General features: G+C 65.8%; 23 protein-coding genes. 11 read left to right on the top strand and 12 right to left on the bottom strand.

The window, feature by feature from the left end; translation table 11 throughout:
* Window positions 1–5: 5 nt before the first annotated feature.
* From MUK72_RS07845 to MUK72_RS07835, 3 genes are all read left to right on the top strand, one after another.
* Window positions 6–1,367, top strand: a complete 1,362-nt coding sequence (locus MUK72_RS07845) for an anaerobic glycerol-3-phosphate dehydrogenase subunit C (RefSeq protein ID WP_244698432.1) — start codon at window positions 6–8, stop codon at window positions 1,365–1,367.
* Window positions 1,368–1,462: 95 nt separating this feature from the next.
* The gene (locus MUK72_RS07840) at window positions 1,463–2,638 is read left to right on the top strand and encodes an ABC transporter substrate-binding protein (protein WP_244698429.1); all 1,176 of its coding nucleotides are present in this window, start codon (window positions 1,463–1,465) and stop codon (window positions 2,636–2,638) included.
* A 112-nt stretch (window positions 2,639–2,750) separates the two neighbouring features.
* Complete coding sequence (locus MUK72_RS07835) at window positions 2,751–3,662, top strand: DUF7551 domain-containing protein (RefSeq protein ID WP_244698426.1); 912 nt, start codon at window positions 2,751–2,753, stop codon at window positions 3,660–3,662.
* Between the two features lie 67 nt (window positions 3,663–3,729).
* Here the strand turns inward: MUK72_RS07835 and MUK72_RS07830 are convergent, their stop codons facing one another.
* Together MUK72_RS07830 and MUK72_RS07825 are read right to left on the bottom strand one after the other, a co-directional pair.
* Window positions 3,730–5,109: a uracil-xanthine permease family protein gene (locus MUK72_RS07830; RefSeq protein ID WP_244698423.1), complete on the bottom strand. Its 1,380-nt coding sequence runs from the start codon at window positions 5,107–5,109 to the stop codon at window positions 3,730–3,732.
* A gap of 345 nt (window positions 5,110–5,454) precedes the next feature.
* Window positions 5,455–6,924, bottom strand: coding sequence for an amidohydrolase family protein (locus tag MUK72_RS07825; protein ID WP_244698419.1), 1,470 nt, complete (start codon window positions 6,922–6,924; stop codon window positions 5,455–5,457).
* A gap of 138 nt (window positions 6,925–7,062) precedes the next feature.
* Here MUK72_RS07825 and MUK72_RS07820 point away from each other — a divergent pair, with 138 nt between their 5' ends.
* Window positions 7,063–7,977 (top strand): acetamidase/formamidase family protein, encoded by a 915-nt coding sequence (locus MUK72_RS07820; protein WP_244698416.1) that lies wholly within the window; start codon window positions 7,063–7,065, stop codon window positions 7,975–7,977.
* A gap of 77 nt (window positions 7,978–8,054) precedes the next feature.
* Window positions 8,055–8,861, top strand: coding sequence for a hypothetical protein (locus MUK72_RS07815; protein WP_244698413.1), 807 nt, complete (start codon window positions 8,055–8,057; stop codon window positions 8,859–8,861).
* Between the two features lie 79 nt (window positions 8,862–8,940).
* Here the strand turns inward: MUK72_RS07815 and hutH are convergent, their stop codons facing one another.
* The 4 genes from hutH to hutU are packed head-to-tail and all read right to left on the bottom strand — an operon-like array spanning window position 8,941 to window position 14,400.
* A complete protein-coding gene (gene hutH / locus MUK72_RS07810; protein ID WP_244698411.1) occupies window positions 8,941–10,521 on the bottom strand; it encodes a histidine ammonia-lyase in 1,581 nt (526 codons plus the stop codon).
* On the bottom strand, window positions 10,518–11,750 hold the full coding sequence (gene hutI, locus MUK72_RS07805; RefSeq protein WP_244698410.1) for an imidazolonepropionase: 1,233 nt from the start codon (window positions 11,748–11,750) through the stop codon (window positions 10,518–10,520). The genes hutH and hutI overlap by 4 nt, the downstream gene beginning before the upstream one ends.
* The gene (hutG, locus tag MUK72_RS07800; RefSeq protein WP_244698408.1) at window positions 11,747–12,667 is read right to left on the bottom strand and encodes a formimidoylglutamase; all 921 of its coding nucleotides are present in this window, start codon (window positions 12,665–12,667) and stop codon (window positions 11,747–11,749) included. Before hutG ends, hutI begins: the two co-directional genes overlap by 4 nt.
* Window positions 12,664–14,400 carry a urocanate hydratase gene (gene hutU / locus MUK72_RS07795; protein ID WP_244698406.1) on the bottom strand — a complete coding sequence of 579 codons (1,737 nt, stop codon included), beginning with the start codon at window positions 14,398–14,400 and terminating at the stop codon, window positions 12,664–12,666. The genes hutG and hutU overlap by 4 nt, the downstream gene beginning before the upstream one ends.
* Before the next feature lie 401 nt (window positions 14,401–14,801).
* Here hutU and arcD point away from each other — a divergent pair, with 401 nt between their 5' ends.
* Both arcD and MUK72_RS07785 read left to right on the top strand, forming a co-directional pair.
* Window positions 14,802–16,274, top strand: a complete 1,473-nt coding sequence (arcD, locus tag MUK72_RS07790; RefSeq protein ID WP_244698404.1) for an arginine/ornithine antiporter ArcD — start codon at window positions 14,802–14,804, stop codon at window positions 16,272–16,274.
* Window positions 16,275–16,318: 44 nt separating this feature from the next.
* Window positions 16,319–16,981: a helix-turn-helix domain-containing protein gene (locus tag MUK72_RS07785; RefSeq protein ID WP_244698401.1), complete on the top strand. Its 663-nt coding sequence runs from the start codon at window positions 16,319–16,321 to the stop codon at window positions 16,979–16,981.
* A gap of 52 nt (window positions 16,982–17,033) precedes the next feature.
* On the opposite strand, the gene MUK72_RS07780 is transcribed toward MUK72_RS07785, so the two are convergent.
* The gene (locus tag MUK72_RS07780) at window positions 17,034–17,501 is read right to left on the bottom strand and encodes a GNAT family N-acetyltransferase (RefSeq protein ID WP_244698398.1); all 468 of its coding nucleotides are present in this window, start codon (window positions 17,499–17,501) and stop codon (window positions 17,034–17,036) included.
* A gap of 156 nt (window positions 17,502–17,657) precedes the next feature.
* Here MUK72_RS07780 and MUK72_RS07775 point away from each other — a divergent pair, with 156 nt between their 5' ends.
* The 3 genes from MUK72_RS07775 (at window position 17,658) to MUK72_RS07765 (ending at window position 20,488) form a co-directional block, all read left to right on the top strand.
* On the top strand, window positions 17,658–18,263 hold the full coding sequence (locus MUK72_RS07775) for a metal-dependent hydrolase (RefSeq protein WP_244698395.1): 606 nt from the start codon (window positions 17,658–17,660) through the stop codon (window positions 18,261–18,263).
* 104 nt (window positions 18,264–18,367) lie between these two features.
* Window positions 18,368–19,243: a universal stress protein gene (locus tag MUK72_RS07770; RefSeq protein WP_244698391.1), complete on the top strand. Its 876-nt coding sequence runs from the start codon at window positions 18,368–18,370 to the stop codon at window positions 19,241–19,243.
* Between the two features lie 276 nt (window positions 19,244–19,519).
* The gene (locus MUK72_RS07765; RefSeq protein ID WP_244698388.1) at window positions 19,520–20,488 is read left to right on the top strand and encodes a DMT family transporter; all 969 of its coding nucleotides are present in this window, start codon (window positions 19,520–19,522) and stop codon (window positions 20,486–20,488) included.
* Between the two features lie 47 nt (window positions 20,489–20,535).
* Here MUK72_RS07765 and MUK72_RS07760 read toward each other — a convergent pair whose 3' ends face one another.
* Both MUK72_RS07760 and MUK72_RS07755 read right to left on the bottom strand, forming a co-directional pair.
* The gene (locus MUK72_RS07760) at window positions 20,536–21,273 is read right to left on the bottom strand and encodes a methyltransferase domain-containing protein (protein WP_244698379.1); all 738 of its coding nucleotides are present in this window, start codon (window positions 21,271–21,273) and stop codon (window positions 20,536–20,538) included.
* On the bottom strand, window positions 21,270–21,662 hold the full coding sequence (locus MUK72_RS07755) for a nascent polypeptide-associated complex protein (RefSeq protein ID WP_244698377.1): 393 nt from the start codon (window positions 21,660–21,662) through the stop codon (window positions 21,270–21,272). The genes MUK72_RS07760 and MUK72_RS07755 overlap by 4 nt, the downstream gene beginning before the upstream one ends.
* Before the next feature lie 96 nt (window positions 21,663–21,758).
* Here MUK72_RS07755 and MUK72_RS07750 point away from each other — a divergent pair, with 96 nt between their 5' ends.
* Window positions 21,759–22,058, top strand: a complete 300-nt coding sequence (locus MUK72_RS07750) for a transcriptional regulator (RefSeq protein WP_244698375.1) — start codon at window positions 21,759–21,761, stop codon at window positions 22,056–22,058.
* On the opposite strand, the gene MUK72_RS07745 is transcribed toward MUK72_RS07750, so the two are convergent.
* The 3 genes from MUK72_RS07745 to MUK72_RS07735 are packed head-to-tail and all read right to left on the bottom strand — an operon-like array spanning window position 22,042 to window position 24,662.
* Window positions 22,042–22,842 (bottom strand): helix-turn-helix transcriptional regulator, encoded by an 801-nt coding sequence (locus tag MUK72_RS07745; RefSeq protein ID WP_244698371.1) that lies wholly within the window; start codon window positions 22,840–22,842, stop codon window positions 22,042–22,044. The genes MUK72_RS07750 and MUK72_RS07745 overlap by 17 nt on opposite strands.
* A gap of 48 nt (window positions 22,843–22,890) precedes the next feature.
* A complete protein-coding gene (locus tag MUK72_RS07740) occupies window positions 22,891–23,778 on the bottom strand; it encodes an SDR family oxidoreductase (protein ID WP_244698368.1) in 888 nt (295 codons plus the stop codon).
* Entirely contained in the window at window positions 23,775–24,662 is an 888-nt protein-coding gene (locus tag MUK72_RS07735; RefSeq protein WP_244698365.1) for a DUF5791 family protein, read from the bottom strand. Before MUK72_RS07735 ends, MUK72_RS07740 begins: the two co-directional genes overlap by 4 nt.
* Window positions 24,663–24,692: the final 30 nt, after the last annotated feature.

The raw sequence follows: 24,692 nt of genomic DNA, 5'->3' as shown, positions 1-24,692 counted from the left end.
TACACATGAGCGACGCACCAACCCACGACGCCGACGAGTTCGAACCGGTGGACGTCTTCGAGACGACCGAGATGGATCTCCGCCCGGGCGCGGACGACTGTTACAAGTGTTCGACGTGTGATACGTCCTGTCCGGTCGCCGAGGTCGACGACGAGTTCCCCGGCCCGAAGTTCCAGGGCCCCGAACAGTGGCGGCTCAAGCGTAAGGAAGATCACGAGATCGACGACTCGATCACCTCCTGCTCGAACTGTATGCGCTGTGACGACGCCTGTCCATCCTCGGTGCCGCTGAGCCAGATGCACAACACCGCACGCGGCGAGTACGTCGAGAATCAGCGGTTCGGCCGGGAGGCGCTGTCGGCGCTCGTCGACGGCAGTCCACGCGAGGCGCTCGAAATCGTCCGTGAGGGCCAGGACGGGCTCGTCGAACGACTCAGGAATCGAATTCTCGCGAACTACCACACGTCGGCGTGGCTCGCCTCCTACGCCCCGAGCGTCGCGAACTTCGTCATGAACTTCGGGCCGGCGCGCTGGGCGATGGCAAAGACGATGGGCGTGACGAGCGAGCGCGAGTTCCCGGCGTTCGCCGACCACACCTTCCGCGAGTGGTGGACCGCCCGCGGCGGTGCGCAGGTTTCGAATCCCGACAAGCGGATCGCGTACTTCCACGGCTGTTACTCGAACTTCAACACGCCCGAGGTCGGCAAGGCGATGGTCAGAGTGTACGAGGAGTTCGGCTACGAGATCCTCGTTCCGCCACAGAAGTGCTCGGGTACGCCGATGTTCGCCAACGGGATGCTCGGCGACGCGCGCCGCCACGCCGAGACCAACGTGAAGAACCTCGCCGCAGCGATCGAGAACGGTGCCGAGATCGTCGCCTCCTGTACCTCCTGTTCGATGGCGCTCGGCCAAGAGTACCCCGAACTGTTCGATCTCGACGGCATCGAGGACGTCGCCGCCCACACCTACGAGGGCGTCGAGTATCTCCGCCTGCACGAGGATCTGGAGGACGCACTCGATGAAGCGTCTGTCGAGGGGAGCGAACTCGCCTACCACGCCCCGTGTCACGCACGCAATCAGGGGCTCGACACGCAGGCCGTCGAACTGTTCTCGGACCTCGACGGCGTCGCCATCGAGGACGTCGGCGATTCCTGTTCGGGGATTTCAGGGACTTACGGCTGGAAAGAGGAGAAGTACGACTACTCGATGGAGATCGGCGAGGAGATGTTCGAGCATATGGAACACGCCGACGGCGAGACCGGGATGACCGAGTGTCCGACCTGCGCGATGCAGATGGAACACGGCACCGGCTACGAGATCCGCCACCCGCTCGAACTGCTCGAAGAGGCGCTGGTCACGGGTTCGTAGCGTCGATACGGTTGACCATCCCAGCGACCGTTCCTACTGTTTCGGCAAGCCTAAAAACCGAAACCGATATATCGTTTTAGGCTGGCCTAACTCGTATGGACACCGAGCCGACGACACACCGGGTACCGACGCGACGCGACTGTCTGAAGTACGGCGGTGCGGCGGTTGGCGGGGGACTGCTCGCGGGTTGCACAGGAAAGGGTGAGTCGGGCAACGGGACGAGCGGCTCCAGCGGGACGACGACAGGATCGGGGAGATCGCACTCGGTGACGATGGCACCGGTGGGCGACGTCGAGTTCGAGAGCATCCCGGAGACGTGGATCGCGAACAACGGCAGCTGGGCGGACATGGGCATCGCGCTCGGCCGGGAACCGCCGAAGGGGCTCTGGCGACCCAACCGGTATCACACGCACGTCTACGACGACATTCCTGGCATCGACGTGCACTGGAAGGACCTCGACGAGCTGTGGGGCAAGTCGCTCAGCAAGGAGCGGTTCTACGAGCTCGGTGCCGACGTCCACGTGTTCGATCCCGTCTTCGTGCTGAGCCGATCGAAATGGAAGCAGGCCGATCTCGACGAAATCCGCGAGAACGTCGGCCCCGTGTTCGGCAACAGCAGCTACTCCCGCGCGTTCCAGTGGCACGATCACCGGTACTACTCCCTCTACGAGGCGTTCGAGAAGCTCGCGCAAGTCTTCGGCGCGGAGCAGCGCTATCGCGCGTTCGAGCAGCTCCATGACGAGGTCATCGGTCGGGTGCAAAACCGCCTCCCACCGGAATCCGAGCGCCCCTCCGTGGCGATCCTCCTCGTTTCCTCGAACGAGCCCGAGGAGTTCTATCCCTACCCGATCAACGAGGGAACGTCGTACAAACAGTGGCGCGATCTCGGTGCCACGAGTGCCCTCAAAGAAGCTGGAATAAAGGACTACTACGTCTCCGGCGGGACGATCGACTACGAGACGCTGGTCGAGGCCGATCCGGACGTCCTCCTCATGTGGGACGGCCGCGGTCGCTTCGAGCGCATGTCCCGCGAGGAGTTCCAGGACACGCTCGTCTCGTTCATGGAGAACCACGACGTGGCGAGCCAGCTGACCGCCGTCGAGAACGACGCCGTTCACCGCGGTGCCGGCATCTACCAGGGGCCGATCATCAACCTCGCGTGGACCGAGCGCGGCGCGTGGCAGCTCTATCCCGACGAGTTCGATCGGGACGAACAATTATTCGATCGCCAGCGCGTCGCCGACATCGTTGCGGGGAACGTCTCGCCGTGAGCCGGAACACGCCGTTCGACCGTGCGAACTACGCCGTCGATCGTCCGTCGGCCGTTTCGCGCCGGAGCAGCACGGTTGGGCCGCTGACTGAGGAGCGGGGGTAGAGCGGACCATGATCGGGACGACGCTCGGCGATATCCGCGATCACATCGAATCGCTCGCCAGCGATGACGGCGAGTACACCCTCGTCTGTAGCCGATACGGCGATCGACCCGTTCCGGCCGCCGAGCTCCGATTCCCGAACCGGGCCACAGCCCGCGCGGCCGCACAGGCCGCCGAGCAGTATCGGGCCGCGCTCCGCCGGTACGATCCCCGACTTCCCTATCACGACGTGATCGTCCAGCAAAACGTGCCGCGATCCGACGGGAACGGCCTGGCGGATCGGCGCTCGTCGGATCGAAGCAACCGCGTCGAGCCCGATATTGAAGGACGGATCGAGCGCCACGAACTCGTCGAGTTCTGCCATCGTACCGCCGCTGCCGTCTTCGAGACGCTCTCCGAAGCGGGCTACGACGCCGTCGAAACGGCCGTCATGGATCGCTATTTCGATCTCGCCGAGTCCATCGCCGAACCCGACGATCTCTGTCTCTGCCTGCTCGAAGGGATGGCCGTCGAACTCGACACGCGACTCGATCCATCGGTCCAGCGTGACGTCCTCTCGGCTGCCGCGCGTCGTCTCTCTTCGCCCATCCTATCGACCGACGCGGAGCCGGTCGCGGCGACGCTTGCGTATCTCCGTGACCGTGGCGTGCTCCGTGGTTCGGCTCGTTCGTCGGGCGCGACCGAACCCGATGACGGCGTGCGGTCGGTCGTGGTGGAGCTGTCGGAGTACGCGCTGACGCCACACGACGGGCGGCTCCCGACGCTCCCGCTGGTCGTCGAACTCTCCCGTCGTCGTTCCGAGTGGCTGCCGGCACCGGTTCGAGTGGAGGCCATCGACGACGGCTGGCGCATCCGGTTCGCTCCCGCACGCGAAACCGATCCGATCGGGGTGGCGAGCGCGCCGATCGTTGCTGACCGCTGATCGGCTGCCCGTGAAAAATCACGTTCGGAAACCGGGACGGGAGGGTCAGTTTCGTGCGCTGTGGACCTCAGTCTTCGTCCACGACGCCACCGTCACCCGAGATGGACGGTTCGGCGTCGGCGGGCGGTTCGGGTTCGACGTCCGCACCGCTCGATCCGGGAATGACGATGTTGAGCAGGAGCGCGCTGATCCCACCCATGATGAGCCCCGAGCCGAGCACCGTCTGGAACAGTTCGGGGAAGCTCGCGATGGCGTCCGGCCGGAACTCGACGGCCAGCCCGAGCGCGACCGAGACCGCCAGAATGGTCGTGTTCCGGTGGTTGAGATCGACATCGCGGTCGATGATGCTGACGCCGCTCGAGAAGATCGTCGAGAACAGGATGAGCGCGCCGCCGCCGAGCACGGCGTCGGGCATCGCGGTGACGAGCGCGGCGACCTTCGGGACGAAGCCGGCGACGATCAGCAGTCCGCCGCCGATGGCGACGACGTACCGGCTGAGAACGCCCGTGAAGTTGATGACGCCGACGTTCTGCGAGAACGACGTGTTCGGGAAGGCGCTGAAGACCGCCGCGATCGCGCTCATGATACCGTCGGCGAACAGTCCGCCGCGGATCTCGTCGCGCGTCGGCTCGCGGTTCGCCGCGGCGACGATCCCGGTCATATCGCCGATCGTCTCGACCGCGGTGACGGCGTAGAGGAAGGCGATCGTGATGATGGCGCTCGGCTCGAAGGCGATGCCGAACTCCAGCGGCGTCGGGATCGCGATCCAGCCGGCCTGTGCGACCGCCGAGAAGTCGGCGACGCCGAGCACGATGGCGGCGATGTAGCCGACGAGAATGCCGAGGAACACGCTCGTGATCCGGAGGAAGCCGGTGAAGAACTGGTTCAGCCCGAGCGTGACGAAGAACACGAGCGAGGCGAGCCCGATGTTCATCAGTGAGCCGTAGTTCTCCGCGCCCGCACCGCCGGCGGCGTAGTCCATCCCGACCGGGATGAGCGTCAGCCCGATCAGCATGACGACGATCCCGCTCACCAGCGGCGGGAAGAACCGGTCGATGTAGTCGTACGAGAAACCGATGCCGATCTCGACGAACGCGCCGACGAGACAGGCACCGAACACCGCCGGTAAGCCGAACTGCGTGCTGATGGCGACGAGCGGGCCGACGAACGCGAAGCTCGTCCCCATCATGACGGGAAGGTTCGAGCCGACGGGACCGACGGTGAACACCTGAACGAGCGTCGCCACGCCCGCGACGAGCAGCGCCATCTGGACCAGGAACGTGGTTCTGCCGGTCGCGAGCCCGACGGCACCCGCGATGATCAGCGGCGGTGCGACGTTCCCGAGGAACATCGCGAACACGTGCTGGAGACCGAGCGGGAGCGCCTCCGGAAGCGGTGGTTTGTCGTCCAAGTCGTACTGTATGTGATCCGCAGATTCCTGTGACATGATACCACGTTACGCAAGTACAGGTGTGGTAAAATATATGTTCGTTTGAGAAACAGACCTCGTATTACTGCATATTTATATACTATTATTATTAATCCTCGATCAGGTATGCGCTCGTAATGAGTTCCGTCACGTACACGGATCCGTGAGAGCAGCGTCGATATACTGTCGGACGGAACTGATCGGAAACCGTGAGGCGAACTGTCGCTCGTTACAATGGATTTTCGCAATTCGAACGTCACGTACTTCCGTCCGACAGTATAGTCGTCCGTTCCGTTTGGCGGCGGCTATCGGTTCCGAGGAACGTTCGGATCCCGACCCGGGATAACCCGGCGATGGAGCGAGTCAGTTGGCCGAGCGGCTGGTCCACTCACGATCGGCCACCGAATCCAGGCCCGCACGGGAGCGTACGTCGTCGGCGCGTGTTTGCGCTTCTACGAGTAGATCGGGATAGCGCTCCTCGATGCCGGGCACCGTTCCGTTCTCCAGCACGATCTCGCCCTCACAGATCACCGTATCGATCTCGTGGCCGTGTGTCTGAAAGACCAGCGTCGACGCGATGTTGCGGATCGGCGTCAGCTGCGGGTAGTCGAGATCGACGAGCGACAGATCGGCGCGCTTGCCCGTCTCGACCGAGCCGAGTTCGTCCACCCGTCCGATGGTGCGTGCGCCATCGATGGTGGCCATCTCCAGGACTTTCTCGGCGGTGACGGCTCCCGCATCCCGGCGGTCAGCCCGGTGGATGAGGGCGGCGTACTGCATGTCCGAGAGCGGGTTGATCGTGTCGTTGCCGCTCGGGTTGTCGGTGCCGAGACCGACCGTGACACCGTAGTTGGTCATCGTGGGAACCGGTGCGATGCCGGAGCCGAGCACCAGGTTCGTGAGCGGATTGTGGACGATCTTCGTGTCGGTCGCCGCACACAGACGGATATCATGCTCGTCGACGTGCACGCAGTGAGCCAAAACCGTGCGCTCGCCGAGATAGTCGACGGCGTCGAGATACTCCACGTGGCTCATCTCACCGTGTTCCTCGTGGACCGTCTCCGAGGCGTGAGTCGTCGTCATCGTCTCCCGTCGCGCGGCGAATTCGGCGGCCGCAGTCAGCCCGTCGTCGGTCGCCGTCACGACGTTCTCGGGCGCGATCCAGACCTGCTGTCGGCTGTCCGGCGACGGGTCGTGGTATCGATCGAAGACGTCGCCGACCCGGTCGAGGGCGGCGTCGGTCCCGCTCAACGAGGCGTCCATCGGAACGTGCTCGACGGCCGGCTCCTTCCGCGTGACGCGATCGACGAACTCGGTCAGGGTTCGCGGGATATCGTCGTTGTCGCGAAACGCCTGCGCGTAGACGTTCCGGATGCCCGCGGCGTCGTACTCGTTCAGTTTCGCTTCGAGAATGGCCTCGGACTCGTCGTCCCACATGAGGAACACCTCCGGGAACTCGACGAAGGTCGTGATCCCCGCACGGAGCGCCTCGGTGGCGAACAGCGCCGACGCGACGGCGTGATCGTCGGGCGTCATGGCGTAAATTGCTGGCTTTTTGACGTTGAACAGCCAGTCGTACAGCGCCCGCTCGTTGCTCACGCCGCCACGAGCGAGGATGTCCGCGACGTGCGTATGCGGATCGATGAACCCAGGGAGGACGGCGTGGCCGCTCGCGTCGACGATCCGATCGCCATCGTACTGATCGGTGACATTTGCCATCGATCCGACAGCGACGATCTCTCCGCCGTCGATGGCGATTGCGCCGTCGTCGATGACGTCGCGCGCCGGGTTCATCGTCACGATGCGACCGTTCTCGACGAGCAGCTCGACCATGCCCTTCGGTCAATCACCGACGATATAAACGTGTCCTCCGCTATCATCCCTCAGTACTGTCGGATCCATGCGGGTCGACCGACGTGAGCAACGTACCGGCAGGTGGTTTTTTGCTCGTCCCCCTCGAACCATCTAGTAATGTCACGAACGACCGTATCGTACACGGATGACCGCATCTACGAGTTCACGCCGGCGCTCGAACCGGCCGACACCGCTGCGGACGGCGAATCGCTGACCGTCGAGACGGTCGACAGTCTCGAAGGGGCGATCCAGAAGGACACCGACCGATTGCAGTCGATCCCGGACGAAGTCAACGCCGCGACCGGCCCCATCGCCGTGGCGGGAGCCACGCCGGGCGACGTCCTCCGGGTCGACATCGAGGCGATCCGCGTCACCGAGGATCGCGGCCGCGTCGTCACCGCACCGGCGTTCGGCCTCCAGCAGGACGCAGCCGACATCGAACACCCGTTCACGCGCATGACACCCATCGATGGGGACTCCGTCGAGTTCGGGGACGTCTCCGTCCCGATCCAGCCGGTCATCGGGACGATCGGGGTCGCACCGGCCACCGATTCCTATTCGACACTCGTCCCGCACGATCACGGTGGGAATCTCGACACGACGGATATGACCGCCGGCACGACGGCGTACTTCCCGGTCTTCCAGGACGGTGCGATGCTCGCGATGGGCGACGCGAAGGCCGCGATGGCCGACGGGGAGATGTGCGGTACCGGCGTCGAGATCGGGACCGAGATCGACGTCACCCTCGACGTGGTCTCCGATCCGACCGTCTCGCTCGACCGACCGCTGGTCGAAACCGACGCGGCGTGGAAGACGATCGCGAGCGCCGAAACGATGGAGATCGCCGCGACGCTCGCCAACCGTGATCTGATGGCGTTGCTCGAAGCCACGCACGACTGGGAGACGACCGAAGCGTATCTGTTCTCCAGCCTCGTCGGTGGGCTGGAGATCAGCCAGGTCGTCGATCCGCTCGTCACGGTGCGAAACGCCGTTCCGAAGGAGTATCTCGACGATCCGTTCGGTGCTGCGTAGCGTCCGCACTCCCGATCCCGAATCGCTAGGGTGATGAACGCCACGCGCGACGGTCGACGCAAGCACTGAACATCGCCATGCAAGAGCAGCAAGCCGAACGACGGGATGATCGGTCGTGGTGGCGGGTCGGTTGCGTCAGCGTCGTCGCTCTGTGTCTCCTCGGCGCTGGTCTCGCGGCGGCCAGCGGCGGTCCGGCGACGGCCGGCGGCAGCCCAGCAGCGGCTGCCGACGCACCCACACAGCAACAGCTCCAACAGTCGACGCCGAACACCGTGGCCATCCGAAGTACGGGCGAGGAGCGCGTCTTCTATACGATATCGGTCAGCGGCAACATCGAGCCGGGACCGGGAGCCGATCTCACGGGCGCGGATCAGCCCGATACGGTCGATGGCGCGACGGCGTCCGGCTCGACGGCGCTCAACGGCGTCGACAACTTCACGTTTCGCGGTCGGATCACCGCGCTGAACGTCTCCGGCGGGCCCGCGGAGGTCTCCGTCAACGGTACGCCGGTCGACCCCGCGACGTTCCCACAGTCCGCACCGCCGACGACTGCCCCGCCGACGCCAACACGGACGCCGACGTCCACACCGACACCGACGGCTACCGCGACGCCGACGGCGACGCCCACAGCCACCGCGACACCGACAGCAACGTCGACGGCGACACCGACGCCGGATACACCCTCGACGACCACGGCAACGCCATCCGCAACGCCGACGGCATCGCCGACCGCATCCGAGGCGGCGAACGCGACCACACAGCCACAGGGCGAGAGCGGAGGGATACTCGACTGGCTTGGATCGATCAGCCTGTTCACCATCGCCGGCACGCTGTTGCTCGTCGTGTTCGCGATCCTGGCGCTGGTCGCTCGGTACAACGACTGAGCGCTGCGACCGTCGGATTCGGGGATCGATCAACCCGATAGCGAAACGGCCACCGTCCCCTCCCCCATGTGCAGTCGCGCTACGCGATCGGTTCGTCGCACGCGCGCTCGACGATTTCGTCGAGCCGACCGGTGGCCACCAGTTCCGTCGCGATCTCGATGTCGCCGTGGAGCGGTCGATCCGCGTCGAGCGGCGGGACGTGTTCGCGGAGCGCGTCGTAGGCCGCACCGGTGGCGCTGCCGGGTTCGAGCCCGTCGTCGACGAACTCCATCGCTTGCGCGCCACAGAGCAGTTCGATCCCCACCACCGTCAGCGCGTTTTCGACGGCGGTGCGGGCGTTGAGCGCGCTCTGAGTGCTCATGCTCACGTGGTCCTCCTGCCCACCACTCACGGGCGTGTTGTCCGTCGAGGGCGACCCCAACGATCGGTTCTCGTTGACGAGCGCGGCGGCGCTGTACTGGGCGATCATGTAGCCCGATCCCACGCCGCTCTCGGGCGTGAGGAACGGTGGGAGATGCTCCTCCTGAAGATTGGGGTTGAGAAGCCGATCGACACGGCGCTCGGCGATGGCAGCGAGGTCGGCGAGCGCGTTCGTGGCGTAATCCAGCCGGAGCGCGAGCGGCGCACCGTGGAAGTTGCCGCCCGAGAGCACGCCCACGTTCTCGGTACCGCTCGCACGGTCGTCGACGGCGCTGCCGGGGAAGACGAGCGGGTTGTCGGTCGCGCTGTTCAGTTCGATCTCGACTGCCTCGCGCAGGTGGGCGATCGCGTCGCGCGCCGCGCCGTGGACCTGTGGAAGACAGCGAATCGAGTAGGCGTCCTGGACGCGATCGCAGTTGCGGTGTGATTCGACGATTTCCGAATCGGCGGTGAGTGTTCGCACGTTACGCGCGCTCGTGGCCTGTCCCGCGTGCGGACGCACGTCCTGGATCGCCGGATCGCAGGCGGCGGTCGTCCCCATCGAGACCTCAGTCGTGAGCGCGCCCGCCACATCAGCACCGCGAAGCGCGCGCTCGGCGTCAACGACACAGAGCGCACCTAGCCCCACCGTGAGCTGCGTGCCGTTGATGAGCGCCAACCCCTCCTTCGCCCTGAGCGAGAGCGGTTCGAGGCCGGCCCGCGCGAGCGCCGCCTCGCCGTCGAGGCGCTCGCCGTCCACCTCGGCAGTTCCCTCGCCGAGCAACACGAGCGCCTGGTGGGCCAGCGGCGCAAGGTCGCCGCTCGCGCCGAGGCTGCCGCGGGATTTGACGACCGGATGAATCCCTCGATTGAGCATCGTCAGGAGGTGGTCGACGACGATCTCACGGATGCCCGAGTAGCCCTTCACGAGCGCGTTGATCCGAGTGAGCAGCATCGCGCGCACCTCCTCGCGTTCGAGTTCGCGGCCCACGCCAGAAGCGTGGCTCCGAATCAGGTTGGTCTGGAGTCGCCCGCGATCGCTCTCGGGAATTCGTTCGGTCACGAGCTGGCCGAACCCGGTGTTCAGCCCGTAGACCGTCTCGTCGCTGTCGAGCACGTCCTCGACACGTGCCCTGGATTCCCGAACGGCCTCGCGCGCGGAATCGGCGATGGCCACCGAACGATCGTGGCGTGCGACCGCGGCGACGTCCTCCGGCGTGAGCGATTCACCGTCGAGCACGACCGATCCATGATCGCTCATCGCTGCCCTCCGTGGACCGGCTCGCCATCCTTGAGTACCGTTTCGACGGTGTTCACACCGAAGTTGTAGGGGATGTGAATATGTGAGGGCGCGTCGACGATCGCCACGTCGGCGGGCATTCCCTCGCGGAGCGTACCTGCCTCGCCCGCACGATCGAGCGCGCGTGCGCCGCCGTGCGTGCCGGCGACGAGCGCCTCGGCAGGCGTCATCTCCATCCCGACGCAGGCGAGCGCGATCGCGAAGCCCATACTCTGCGAGTGACAGTTCGGGTTGAAATCGGTCGCCACCGCAACCGATCCGCCCTCGTCGAGAAACGCCCGCGCATCCGCGTAATCCGCACCGAGCGAGAAGGCCGTTCCGGGAAGGAGGACGGGCGTGACGCCCGCCTCGGCGAGTGCCGCGCGGTCATCCGCGTTCGCGTGGAGGAGGTGGTCGGCGCTCGCCGCACCCATCTCGGCCGCGAGCTGTGCGCCGCCCAATCGGACGAACTCCTCTGCGTGGACCTTTGGTGTGAGCCCGTGTTCCATTCCCGCTTCGAGCACTCGGCGGGACTGCTCTACCGAGAAGACGTCCTCCTCGCAGAAGACGTCACAGAACTCCGCGATCCCCTGCTCGGCGACCGCAGGGAGCTGCTCGTCGATCACTCGGTCGGTGTACGACTCGGCATCCTCGTCCTCGGGCACGGCGTGAGCACCCATGAACGTCGGCACGATGTCGATCGGATGCTGTTCGTCGGCTTGCCGGATCACGTCGAGCATCCGCAGTTCGGTCTCGGTATCGAGCCCGTAGCCGGATTTGATCTCGACGGTCGTGGTCCCGTGGGCGCACATCGTGTCGAGATGCGGGAGCAGGTTCGCGAGGAGTTCATCGTCGCTCGCCTCGCGAACGGCGCTCACGGTCCGGAGAATGCCCCCACCTTCGGCGAGGATCTCCTGGTACCGCTCGCCGCCGAGCTTTGCGGCAAACTCGTCGGACCGATCGCCCGCGAACAGGCCGTGCGTGTGGGAATCGACGAATCCCGGGATCACGCTCTGCCCACTCGCGTCGATCGCGTGCGTGGCGTTCTCCGCGGGATACTCGTCGATGATCTCCTCGATCGGGCCGATCGCGGCCACGCGGCCGTCAGTGACGGCGATGGCAGCGTTCTCGTACCGTTCGAGTGGTGTGTCCGTTCCCGGTCCGACGACGATCTCGCTCGCGTCGTGAATTACTGTCGTGAGTTCAGTCATGATGAATCTCCGTTGTGGCCACTCAGAAAGTGAGCGATCGTCCGCGCGCCCGCGGCGGCGGTCAGATTTTCAGAATCGAGCGGTGGCGCACACTCGACGACCTCGAAGCCTGCCACGCGGTCGTCGGCCGCAGTTGCTCTGAGCAGGCGGAACAGTTCGCGCGTCGTGAGTCCACCGGGTGTGGGTGCGCTCACGCCCGGTGCGGCCGTCGCGTCGAGCACGTCGAGATCCACGCTGACGTAGACTGTATCGACCCCGGCCATCGCATCGAGTGCGCGCTCGGCAGCACTCTCGACATCGTTGCCGACGGCCTCGCTTGTGACGATCTCGCCACCCTGTTCGTCCACATACTCGGCATACGCCGTCGATGTCTCGAAGTGGCGCGCGCCGACGCAGGCGTAGGCATCGAGCCCCGCCTCGTGAAGCTGCCGGTAGGGCGATCCGCTCGTCGGTTCGCCGCGTATCTCTCGGCAATCGAGATGGGCGTCGAAGTTGATAACGCCGAGCGATCCGGCGAGCAGCGGCGCGGCGTTCGGGTAGGTGAGCGAGTTGTCGCCACCGAGGAAGACCGGCAGCGTGTCGCACGCGTGGATCTCGCGAACCGTCTCACGGATGGCTGCCTGTACCGAACTGACATCGGCATCCGGAACCTCGACGCCGCCGAGATCGCCGACCGACCGGACTGGGCCCGCACCGAAGCGATGGGTCTTGACCCCCGCGAGCGCCTCGCGGAGCGCTGCAGGACCCTCGCGTGCGCCACGCCGGCCGATAACCGCGCCGTCGTACGGCTCGCCGACTAGGACGGCGTCGAACTCGCTGGCGTCAGCAACAGTTGCCGGTTCGACGATGTCACCGAACTGCTCGTCGTTCGGGTCGGCGGAGGGCCCGTTCCAGGCCGGTGGCTCGCGCAGACTCATCGGCGATCCCGCATCGGTACGTGCACGCCTGACCGATCGGCCTCGTCGATGGCATCCTCGTAGCCCGCGTCGGCGTGGCGGATCACGCCCATTCCTGGATCGGTCGTGAACACGCGGCGGGCCTTCTCGGCGGCGAGCTCCGAGCCATCGAGCACGACGTGGTTGTTCGTGTGGAGCGCGTTGCCGATGCCGACGCCGCCGCCGTCGTGGACGCTCACGATGTCCGCACCCGCGGCGCAGTTGAGCAGCGCGTTGAGAATCGGCCAGTCGGCGACCGCGTCGGTGCCGTCCTTCATGGCCTCGGTCTCACGATGCGGGCTGGCGACGCTGCCCGCGTCGAGATGGTCGCGCGTGACGACGATCGGCGCGCTGATCTCGCCGTCGGCGACCAGCTCGTTGATCCGGAGCGCGAAGCGTGCGCGTTCGGTGATGCCATCGTCATCGGTCCGATATCCGAGCCAGCAGACCCGCGAGGGGAGTCCCTGGAAGGAGACCTGCTCCTGTGCGAGCTCGATCCAGCGGGTGAGCGAGTCGTTTTCGGGGAACAGCTCCGTGACCGCCTCGTCGGTACGATGGATATCCACGGGGTCGCCCGACAGCGCCGCCCAGCGGAACGGGCCGCGACCACGACAGAACATCGGGCGGATGTAAGCGGGAACGAACCCGGGGAAGTCGAACGCATCCTCACGTCCGCGGTGATCCTCGACCTGCCCGCGGAGGTTGTTGCCGTACTCGAAGGCGACCGCACCCTCCTCTTGAAGGTCGAGGATGGCGTCGACGTGGCGCTCCATCGTGTCGAGACTCTCCTCGACGTAGCGCTCGGGGTTCTCCTCCCGAAGTTCGTCGGCCTCGTCGACCGTGTAGCCGCTCGGATAGTAGCCTTCGAGTTCGTCGTGCGAACTCGTCTGGTCGGTCACGACGTCGGGGACGAACTCGCGTTCGGCCATCGTTTCGAGCATGTCCGCGACGTTCATCTCGACCGCGACGCTGTACGGTTCGCCAGCGTCGGCCGCCGCTTCGGCCTTGTCGAGCGCTTCGTCGAGATCCTCGGCGCGTTCCATCAGGTAGTCGGTGTCGAGGCGGCGCTCGATCCGATGGGCGTCAACCTCGGCGGCGATGCAGACGCCCTTGTTCATCGTGACCGCGAGCGGCTGTGCACCGCTCATTCCACCCAAACCGCCGGTGGCGACGATCTTGCCTTCGAGATCATCATCGTATTCCTGTCGGCCGAGTTCGGCCAGCGTCTCGTAGGTACCCTGGAGGATTCCCTGGGTGCCGATGTACGCCCACGAGCCGGCGGTCATCTGGCCGTACATGATCTTCCCCTCGGCTTCGAGTTCGTGGAAGTGCTCCCAGCTATCCCACTTCCCGACGAGATTCGAGTTCGCGATCAGCACCCGGGGTGCGCGCTCGTGAGTCGGGAATCGCCCGACGGGTTTGCCCGACTGGACGAGTAGCGTTTCTTCGTCACCGAGTTCGCGCAGCTCGGCGAGGATCGCGTCGTAGGCGTCCCAGCTCCGGGCTGCCCTGCCGGTCCCGCCGTAGACGACCAGATCCTCGGGTTTTTCGGCCACTTCGGGATCGAGATTATTGTTGAGCATCCGGAGGGCCGCCTCCTGCCGCCAGCCCTCGCACTCGATGTCGGTGCCCGTGGGCGCGCCCTGGTACTCGCGCCACTGCGCCGACGGCTCGCCGATGCCGATCTCGTCCGGTGCAGGTTCTTGTTCGCTCATCGTCCAAACTATGCGAACGAGTCACGAGACGGTTTGGCCTCCAAGCGGTGGTTGATTTATAAGTTAGTCTGGAACGCAGGTTGTTACGACCGTTCGTGGATCGGTCGAATCGACGGCGCGAGCGATCGGCATGAGAATAGATATAAAAATACCCCTCCATTTGGCTGTATTCCTTCCTTGTTCGCGCTGGGACAACAGAGTTCTATGCGAACAACACCCAGGATAGACGATCACGAATCGACACGGCCCTCAATCTCACGATCACGGATTACACCGATTGTGGAGGCAAAATCGGTCGCGGGAGACGTTCCCAGTTCCAGATATGGTAATTTTGCCTGCTGGCGACGAAGCGGGCGAAGTGGGAAGTCATTTAGTGAGACCATCACGGATGGTCGACACGAATGGTAGCGTTCGAACCGCGGCTGTTCGCGGAGATCGATCCCGACGAACGGCCGTCGCTCGCCGCGTCGCTCGTCCCCGTCGCGGCGATGATCGTCTTCCTCAGCGTCGGCATCGTCGTCTTCGACCTCGACCCGCAGTTTCCCCTATTCTGGGGGATCGCCTTCACCGGGCTGTTCGTCCGATACCATCTCGGCTTCTCGTGGGACGCCCTCTACGACGGCATCACCGACAGCATCCTGATGGGGATGCGGGTCGTGCTCATCATGTTCGTCGTCTACGCGCTCGTCTCGACGTGGATCCAAGCCGGGACGATTCCCGGACTGATGTACTACGGTCTCGAACTGCTTACACCCGAGATCTTCCTCCCGCTAACTGCGATCCTCGCCGCGATCGTCTCGTTCGCGGTCGGCTCCTCGTGGACGACCGCGGGCACGCTCGGGGTCGCCTTCATCGGTATCGGCTCGGGGCTCGGCATCCCCGCGCCGATGACCGCCGGCGCGATCCTCTCGGGGGCCTACACCGGCGACAAGCAATCGCCGCTCTCCGATACGACGAATCTCGCGGCCGCGGTGACGAACACCGACCTGTACGAGCACATCAACGCGATGCGCGCGGGCACGCTGGTGGCGTTCGGCCTCTCGGTCGTACTCTACGTTTTCCTCGGGCTGAGCGCCTCGGGAACGATCCCGGCCGGGCGCGTCGGTGCGATCCAGAGCGCCATCGCGGGCTCCTACGCCGTGACGCCGCTCGTGTTCGTCCCGATCGTCGTCACCTTCGGGCTCGCCATCTACGGTATCCCGGCGCTCCCGACGCTCGGCACGGGCGTCTTCGCGGGCGCGCTCACCTCGATGGCCGTTCAGGGGACCGGCTTCACCGCCGCGTGGACGGCCGCCCAGTCCGGGACGGCCCCCGAGACGGGAATGAAACTCGTCGATGGACTCCTCGAAAGCGGCGGCCTGCTCGGGGGTGCGTGGATCGTGACGATCGCACTCGCTGCGCTCTCGCTCGGCGGCATCCTCGAACGGACGGGCATGCTTGCCGTGCTCGCCCACCATCTCGGCCGACTGAGCCGTGGCGTGGCGAGCCTCACCGGCGTGACAGCGATCTCGGCCGTGGCGATGAACATGCTCGCCGCCGAGCAGTACATCAGCATCGTCGTGCCCGGGATGACCCTTCGCAATCTCTACAACGAACAGGGCCTGAAGAGCAAGAACCTCTCGCGCGCCGTCGAGGCCAGCGGGACGACCTCCGCGGCGCTCATCCCCTGGAACAGCGGCGGGCTGTTCATGGCCGGTACGCTCGGCGTCTCGACGCTGTCGTACGCACCGTACTACTTCTTCGGCTTCCTCTCGCCGCTCGTCCTCGTATTCATGGGGCTCACCGGCTGGCAGATCGCGTACAAAGAGGGGGAAGCGGGCGAGACGACACCGAAAAGCGAGGGGTCCGTCCCCGCCGCTCCCGGCGAGGACTGATTCCCATGAGGCAGATTTAGGGCGGCGCGGCCGTTGTGCGGCGTATGTACGAGGCGACCTTCCGCATCGAGGGCGATGGGGCCTACGCCGCCGCGACCGCGGGAACGGATGCGACGGTCGAGCTGTGGTGTAACGATCACTGTGATCTCCTCTACGTCACGAACGAGGCCGTCGACGAGATACGCGCGCACGTCCGCGAGCGCGTCGGCATCAAGGACAGTCTCCAGCGGCCGAACGAATCGGTGCTCGTCACCGACGACTGTCTGAAACGCCACGAGCGGCGTTCGATCGAGACGTATCTCGCCCGCCACGACTGCCTGCTCCTGCCGCCGCTGCGCTACGCCGACGGTGCGAAGTCCTGTCGCGTGCTCGCGCTCGATCCGGCCAACCTGACGGGCTGTTATCGCGATCTCGTCGACGATGGCTTCTCGGTCTCGGTCGAACGGAAACGCGAGATTGAAACGGTCGCCCACGACGCGCCGTTGCTCAGCCTCGACGGCGTGCTGCCCGACCTTTCGCCCCGCCAGCGCGAGACGCTCACGACCGCCCACGGCAAGGGCTACTACGAAATCCCACGCGAAACGACGACGAGCGAGATCGCCGCTGCGATCGGCGTCGAACGGCGCACCGCCGAGGAACATCTTCGACGTGCGGAAAACAAACTCATGGCGGCGCTGATGCAGTACGTCGGTGTCTCTGGAGGTTAGTGATCGAATACATGCTCTTTTTCATATGTCGTTATAGCCATCAATCATTTGGCTATTCCAGTGGTTGTGCATAGTCGACTTGCTTCGGTCGGAAATCCGCATTGCGGTAGAACCGGCGTGCGTCCTCGTTGTGCCACTCACAGGAGACCATGAGATGGTCACAGCCGTGATCGCACGCCATCTCCTTCACACGTTCGACGACCTCCGTACCATACCCCTGATTTCGGTGGTTTTCGTCGATAGCTAGGTTCACGATACGGAGATATTGTGAATACTGTCGAGAAGAATGATGTCCCTCACGGAGCGTGAGAAAGCCAATCGTCTCGTCTTCGAGGACGACGAGATAGTCAGTAACTTCCTCGTCTTCGAGATGGGCGCGGAAGCCATCGTCGGAAATTTCGTCGACATCCGCGTCGGAAAGCTCGTTCAGCTCGTCGTAGGCTTCCATCGATTTTGCGAGTGAATACCAGCGATCAACGAGGTCGTCGAGATCTCCAGCAGTGGCTTCGATGAGTTCCATACGCCGATTCTCCGCTGCTCACCTCTTAAAACACACTGGACCAGAGAACGGAGTGCTAACACTATAGACGACCGATCGTTTCGATCAGAGTTGGTCCGAACGACGCTGCGTGCGGACGGTATCGTTTTGACCGCTGATCACCTACGAGATGATACGATGATGGCAACGACACACGCGCTGGCCGGCGTTGCCGTCGCCTCGCTCGTCGCGCTCGGTGCCCCCGAACAGGTGGACGTGGCGCTCGCGGCGGCGTTCGTCGGCGGCCTGTTCCCCGACCTCGATCTCTACGCCGGCCACCGCAAGACGCTCCACTTCCCGGTCTACTACTGGCCGTTCGCGCTCGCCGCCGGCGCACTCGCCATCGTTTCGACCGGACCGGCGACCGTTGCCCTCGCCTGCTTCCTCCTCGCGGCGGCGCTCCACTCGACGATGGACGTCTTCGGCGGCGGGCTCGAACTCCGGCCGTGGCTGGCGACCTCCGAGCGGGCGGTGTACGACCACTTCGCGGGCCGCTGGCGTCGACCGCGGCGCTGGGTACGCTACGACGGTGCGCCCGAAGACGCGCTGCTCGGCGCGCTGTTGGCTGTTCCGCCGCTGCTCGTCGCTGGCGCGCCGCTGCGCTGGCTGATCGGGGCGACAGTCTGTCTCTCCGTCGGCTACGCGCTCGTCCGCCGGCGAGTGCCCGCAGTGACCGAGCATCTGGTCGGGTTCGTCCCCGCCACGATGACCGAGTACGTCCCCGAACGGTTCGTCGAAGGCTGAGGCGGCCATTACGGATCGCCGACCTGCCGACGCCGCAGTCGTGCTCCGTCGACGTCGCCGGCCACCGTTTTTTGTCACTCGCCGTCGAACGTCTGCTGACGATCATGTACGACACCATCCTCGTTCCGACCGACGGCAGCACCGGGGCGCGCGCGGCCGCACAGCACGCGCTGGCGCTCGCGGACGCCTTCGACAGCCGACTCCAGTTTCTGAGCGTCGTCAACGCCGCGAACGAGGACGGACTCGTCGGTCTCGATTCGATCGCCGAGCGGCGGACGGTGCTTGACGAGGAGGCGACCGACGCGCTCGAAACGCTCGAAGCGCTCGCGACCGAGACGGACGTTTCCTACGAGACGGCGATCGAACACGGTACGGTCCACGAGACGATCCTCGACATCGCCGACCGTGACGCCGATCTCGTTGCGATGGGCACCCACGGGCGCACGGGCCTCCAGCGCGTACTCATCGGCAGCGTGACCGAGCGCGTCGGCCGGACGAGCGACGTCCCCGTCTTCACGACGCGACGGGAACCGGCCACCGACGCCGGCTACGGCGACGTGCTGATCCCGACCGACGGCAGCGACGCCGCGAACGCCGCCGTCGAGCACGGGTTGGCGATCGCCGATCGCTACGACGGCACCGTCCACGCGCTGTCGGTCGTCGATTTGAACTCGCTGGCGGGCTCCTACGACGTCGGCCCCGGCATCTCGACGGTCATCGACGCCTGGTCGGACGACTGCGAGCGTGCCGTCGCGACCGTTGCCGACGCGGCCGGGGAGCGCGGGATCGACGTCGTCACCGAGGTCGTCCAGGGTACACCCTACCGGGCTATCACCGACTACGTTGACGCGGCGGGTATCGATCTCGTCACGATGGGGACGCACGGCCGGACGGGGATCGAACGTTACCTCGTCGGCAGCGTGACCGAGCGCGTCGTCAGAACCAGCGACGTCCCCGTTCTCACGACGCGAGACGTCTGATTGCGCGATCGTCGGAGCCACGCTTTCGATACGCCACGGTTCGTCGGCGATGCCCAGTAATGTGCCGATCGCACGGCGATGGCCGCCGACAAACGAGTGCGTTTGTTTTGCACTAACACGCGACGATTGTCCTGATTGACTGCGAACGATCGAACCAATAGCAATATAATGGTGTGACGATTCAGTTGTCGACGAGATGATTGCACTCGATTCGATAGCAGGTAGTTCGGCTCTCCGATCGCGGTTCGACGCGCGTCCGACCGGCCGGCGGTGTCGATGAGCACACGGCAACTGGCGATCGCGTTCGTCACGCTCGGCACGCTCTGGGGGAGTTCGTTCGTCGCGATCGACCTCGGACTGCCGTACTTCCCGCCGCTGGAGTTCGCCGGCCTCCGATTCCTCATCGCCGGCGTGGTGATCCTGGCCTACGCGTGGCTGACGACGCCGCGCTGGCGACCACGGGGTCGTCGTGAATGGACGCTTGCGGGCGTCGCGGGGGCCTTTCTCATCGGCGGCCACCACTCGTTTCTCTATCTCGGCCAGCAGTATCTCAGCGGTGCCGTCGCGGCCATCGTCGTCAGCCTCGGGCCGGTGCTGACGGCGCTGTTCGCCGTCGCCATCCTCGATGCCCATCTCTCGGCGCTCGACGGGCTCGGGTTCGCGTTCGGCCTCTTCGGCGTGTTGCTGGTCGCCCAGCCGGGCATCGCCGAGGAGAGCAGCCTGCCGCTCGCCGAGCGGATCGCGGCGCTCGATCCGGGTGCACTGCTGGCCGGCGACATGACCGGCATCGTGCTGGTCTTCTTCGCGGCGGCCTCGTTCGCGCTCGGCGGCGTGCTGACACGCACGATCGAGACGACGCTGCCGATGCGCACCGTCCAGGCCTGGGCGATGCTGATCGGCTCGGCGCTGCTCATGCTCACGGGCGGCCTGCGCGGCGAATCGCTCGCCGCCATCCGATGGACGCCGACGGCAGGGATCTCGCTGCTCTATCTCGGCCTCGTCTCGGGTGCCGGAGCCTTTCTCATCTACTTCACGCTGCTCGATCGCCTCGGCCCGGCGCAGGTCAACCTCATCGGCTATCTCGAACCCGCGGCTGCGACCGTGCTCTCGTGGCTCGTCCTCGGCCAGCTCATCGACACGCTGACCGCGCTCGGCTTCGCCGCCATCATCGCCGGGTTCGTCTGCATCCAGCGGCGCTCGCTGGTCAATCTCTTCGTCCGGCGGTCGTCACCTACCTCGGACTGACCGTCCAGCACTCCTCCGAACGAACGGTCGACGGCGATCGACGATCCCTATTTGCGGGCGAAAATCAGATAGCCGGTGTGCCCGACGCCGGCCGTCGAGGGGCGCGTCCCGCGCTCGTCGACGTCCATCTCGCGCTGGATCGTCTCGTAGGTGTCGGCGTCCATCCCCACCGAGTCGAGCGTTTCGACCGTCTCGCGCATGCTCTCGACGAACGGTGAGTAGACCGCGACGAACCCGCCAGGAACTAGCAGATCGGGTGCGTGTTCCACGACTGCCGGCGCGTCCGCAGTATCGAGCGTGAGTAGGTCGAAGCGACGATCGAGTTCGCCGAGTTCGTCGAGCACGTCGCCAGTACGGACGTCGACGCTGCCGCCGGTCGTGTCCTCTTCGACCCCGGCGAGAGTCATGTTTTCGCGGGCGACGGCGGCGAACTCGGGATCCTGTTCGTACGTCACGACCGACGCGCCCGCACGGCCGAGCGCGGCAGCGAGCACGCCCGTCCCGGTGCCGGCGTCGAGCACCCGATCGCCGGCCGCGACGCCGGTGTGGCCCATCACCAGACCGATGTCTCGGGGCAACATCGGTGCGCCGGTGCGCTCGAAGTGGTTGAAGAGATCCGGACCGCGGAGCTCACGGACTTCGAATTCGGTGCCGAGGTGGGTTTCGAGCACGTCACCGCTACTCGCGTCCGTCGGCACGTCGAGCACGCCGAGATCCGTTTCGAGCGTTGCGCCCGGCTCGCGGAGATACTCGCGGCCCTCGCCGACGAGCAGAACGGCCGTCACTCCAGTCGCGAGACCGCCGCCGCGAGGTCGCCGTCCTCGGCGTCGAGCGCCTCGCGTGCCTCCTCGGGGTTCGCATCCGTTCGCTGGGCGACGATATCGACGTCCGAATCGGGAATCCGATCCGTACCGCCCGTATCGGCATCGTCGTCGCCCTCACCGAGCGGGATCGCTTCCTCGTCGGCCGAGCGCGTCTCGGGTTCGCCCGTGATGGTGTAGGTCGCCTGTCCCTGAGCGTCCATCCGCTGGACCTCGGCATCGTCGAAGACGAGCTCCTCGTCGCCGGTGCGGATGATTATCTCCTCGGCATCGATCTCCTCGATGTCGATGCCCATCTGTTTCATCATCTGTTGCATCTTGCGCGGGTTCAGACCGCCGCCTCCTCCGAACATACCTGCGGATGGACAGCCAGCGCCTTGTGGCTTCCGACCCGCTTCGACACGGCCGCGGAGGCAAACGGTTTTGCGCCGCCGCCCCCCAGAGGACCCATGCGCCGAGCGGATGCCGACGCGACGACGCGCCAGCGCATCGCCGACCACCTCCGCGAGCAGCCGGCCGCCGCGAGCACTCTCGCGACCGAGTTCGCCATTACGACTGCAAGCGCGCTCGATCACGTCGAACACGTCGCCCAGTCGATCGACGGGACCGACGAGGAGCTGCTGGTCGCGCCGCCGGAGTGTCGCGACTGCGGGTTCGACGAGTTCGACGACCGCATCAACCGGCCCTCGCGCTGTCCCGAATGCAAGAGCGAGGCCATCGAAGAGCCGCGCTTCACTGTCGAGGGGTAGCCTCAGCCTCGGGAGCGTCGATGGGCTCGGCCGCCGCCCGGTAGTCCTCGTAGACGTCGTTCGCCCACCGGACGAGCGCCTCGTCGGTCCCGTCGAGACACTCGTGGAGCGAGCCGTGCGCGTCGTAGGTCGAGACCAGCACCCGGTCGTCGAGCACCGCGAGCCCGAACGTCAGCTCGTCGGGATGGAGATAGAGCGTGAAATGATCGAGCGAATGCGCAACTGCAAGCGCATCCGGGTAGGCCGACTGTGATGCATCGAGCACCGAACGATCGATGAGATACTCCATCTCCGTCTCGGACGTGGCGAGTTCGCGCGCGCCGTGGTTGAGCACGGGGCTGACGACCGGGGAGATGCCGTAAAACGTATCGACATCGCTCGTGACGAACACATCGGCGACGTGGCTGATGGCCGCGTGGGGGTTCTCCGGTACGTTCGATACCAGCTGCGCGTCGTCGAGCGCCGCCGCCGGCAGCGTCGTGGCCGTTTCGCCGAGATTCTGGAGGAACGATCCCCACTCGTCGACGCGTTCGATCGTCGTTTCGAGCAGCTCGTACTGATCGAGCACGAGCCGTCCGCCCACCGTGAGCCGGTAGACACCGCCCTCGTTGTGGATCCACTCGCGTTCGGCGAGCCCGTCGAGCGCCCGATGGACCGTCGAGCGCGACAGCCCACACTCACAGACCAGTTCGCACTGGCGACGCGGTCGGTCGTGGAGCGTTTCGAGGATCTGGACGCGGTTTTCCGAGCCGGCGAGAAACGCGACGTGTTCCCAAGACGCCATTCGATTGGGGATTCCCGTGCAGACGAAAGAGCCTTCCGCTGGGTACTGTCAACTGCGGCGATAGTCCTCGATCGCCGCCCGGTAGCCCGCGCGGTAGGTCGGATGGGAAAACTCGTAGCCCAGTTCCCGAAGCCTGTCGTTCGAGCAGCGTTTCGACGTCTCGATGCGTCGCCGTGCCGGCACCGAGAGCTCCTCGTCGGCGAGGCGCTCGGCGGTCGTCCGTTTCTCCGGGCGGAGCACGTCACACTCGTCGGCCAGCCAGTCGGCGAACGCCCACTTTTCGACCGGTTCGTCGTCGACAGCGAGCAGCGTCTCGCCACGTGCCACGTCGCTATCGAGCAGGAAGCGGATCGTTCCGGCGGCGTCCGCGCGATGGACCATATTGAGATAGCCCTCCGTCACGGGGCCGTCGAGATAGCGATCGAGCCGGTAGCGCTCCGGGCCGTAGAGACCCGCAAAGCGCACCACGGTGCCGTCGATGCCGTGCTCCGCCGTCTCTTCCAGCGCGATCCGCTCTGCCTCGGCGAGCACCTCCGTCTTCTCGGTCGTCGGTTCGATGGGTGTCTCCTCGTCGACCCAGTCGCCGTCGTGGTCGCCGTAGACGCCCGTCGATGAGGTGTAGACGAGGCGGTCGGGCGGGTTCTCGCGCGCGCCGAGCGCCTCGATGGCGGTCCGGAGTCCCTCAACGTAGATATCGCGTGCGGCATCGGCCCCGCGACCGCCGGAGCTCGCCGCGAACACCACCGTATCGACGTCCGGAACGGCCGCGAGCTCGTCCCGACTTGTGACGTCGGCCTCGACAGCCTCGAAGCCGGCGCGTTCGATCGCTGCACGGCCGTCGGCCGAGCGGCGCACGCCGACGACCCGGCGATCGGGCGCGAGGCTGCGACCGAGCGCGAGACCGACGTAGCCACAGCCGAGGATGGCGACGCTCATGGCTTTCGTTCCTCGATGTGGCCGTGGAGCAGCGCGAACTCGTCGAGCTCCATCGCGAGCCGCCCCTCGATCTTCTGCTGGATTTCGCGCGCATCGAGCGCGCCGTCGATCCCCGATTCGAGCGCCTCGACGTCGAGAACTGCCGTGGTCATCCCCATCAGGAGGTGATCGCGCGCCTCCATGGCGATGGCGTCGGCGTCGGGTTCGGCCGGATCGAGTGCGAGTACGGTTGCGGCCTCGTCGAGCGTGAGCGGCGGCGATTCGCCGTTCGTGAGTGCCCCGACGCCCTCGACGCCCGTCTCCTCGCGGATCGTGTCGCTGCCGTGGCTCTCGACGACCGCTCGGAGCAGCTCGTCGTACCGCGCGCGCAGTTCGTCGGGCGTGAGTTCGCCCGCATTCTCGACGTCGTGGAACATGGCCACGGTAGCCGTCCCCGACGTAAGTGGATTGAGTTCGTCCGTGACGCCGTCCCCCCGAGCGAGCGCCTCGGCCAGACCGGTCACGGCAGCGAGTTCGCCGACCCGTCCGCCGCGGGCGAGCGCCGCGCGGGCCGCCCTGAGCGGTTCCCGATGCGCCCGCCGCGCCAGCGCCACATCGTGATCGGCGACGAGGTCGGCGAAGCGGGCCGCAGCGAGCAACACGCCGACCGTCCCCTCGTCGTAACGACGCTCGCAGCCCTCGTTGTGGATCTCGATTTCGGTGATAACGTCGTCGAGCGCCGCGATGGCGGTCGCCCGGCAGGCCGGGGTCGTCGCGATCAGACCATCCCCGGCGCAGTCGCTCGCGTCGATCGAAAGACGACCGCTCTCGGTGGATGGTTGGCAGTCACAGCGTGTGCCCACCCGACTTGCCGGCTCAATACTCGTGCGGGGCGACGGCTCCACGCCGCTTGCTGGTCGCGGCTTCGGGTTTGA

Origin of the sequence: Halococcus dombrowskii (assembly GCF_022870485.1) — an archaeon.
GTDB lineage: Archaea > Halobacteriota > Halobacteria > Halobacteriales > Halococcaceae > Halococcus > Halococcus morrhuae.
The sequence above is the reverse complement of the archived record's forward strand: the minus strand, read 5'-3'. Positions and strand labels throughout refer to the sequence as shown.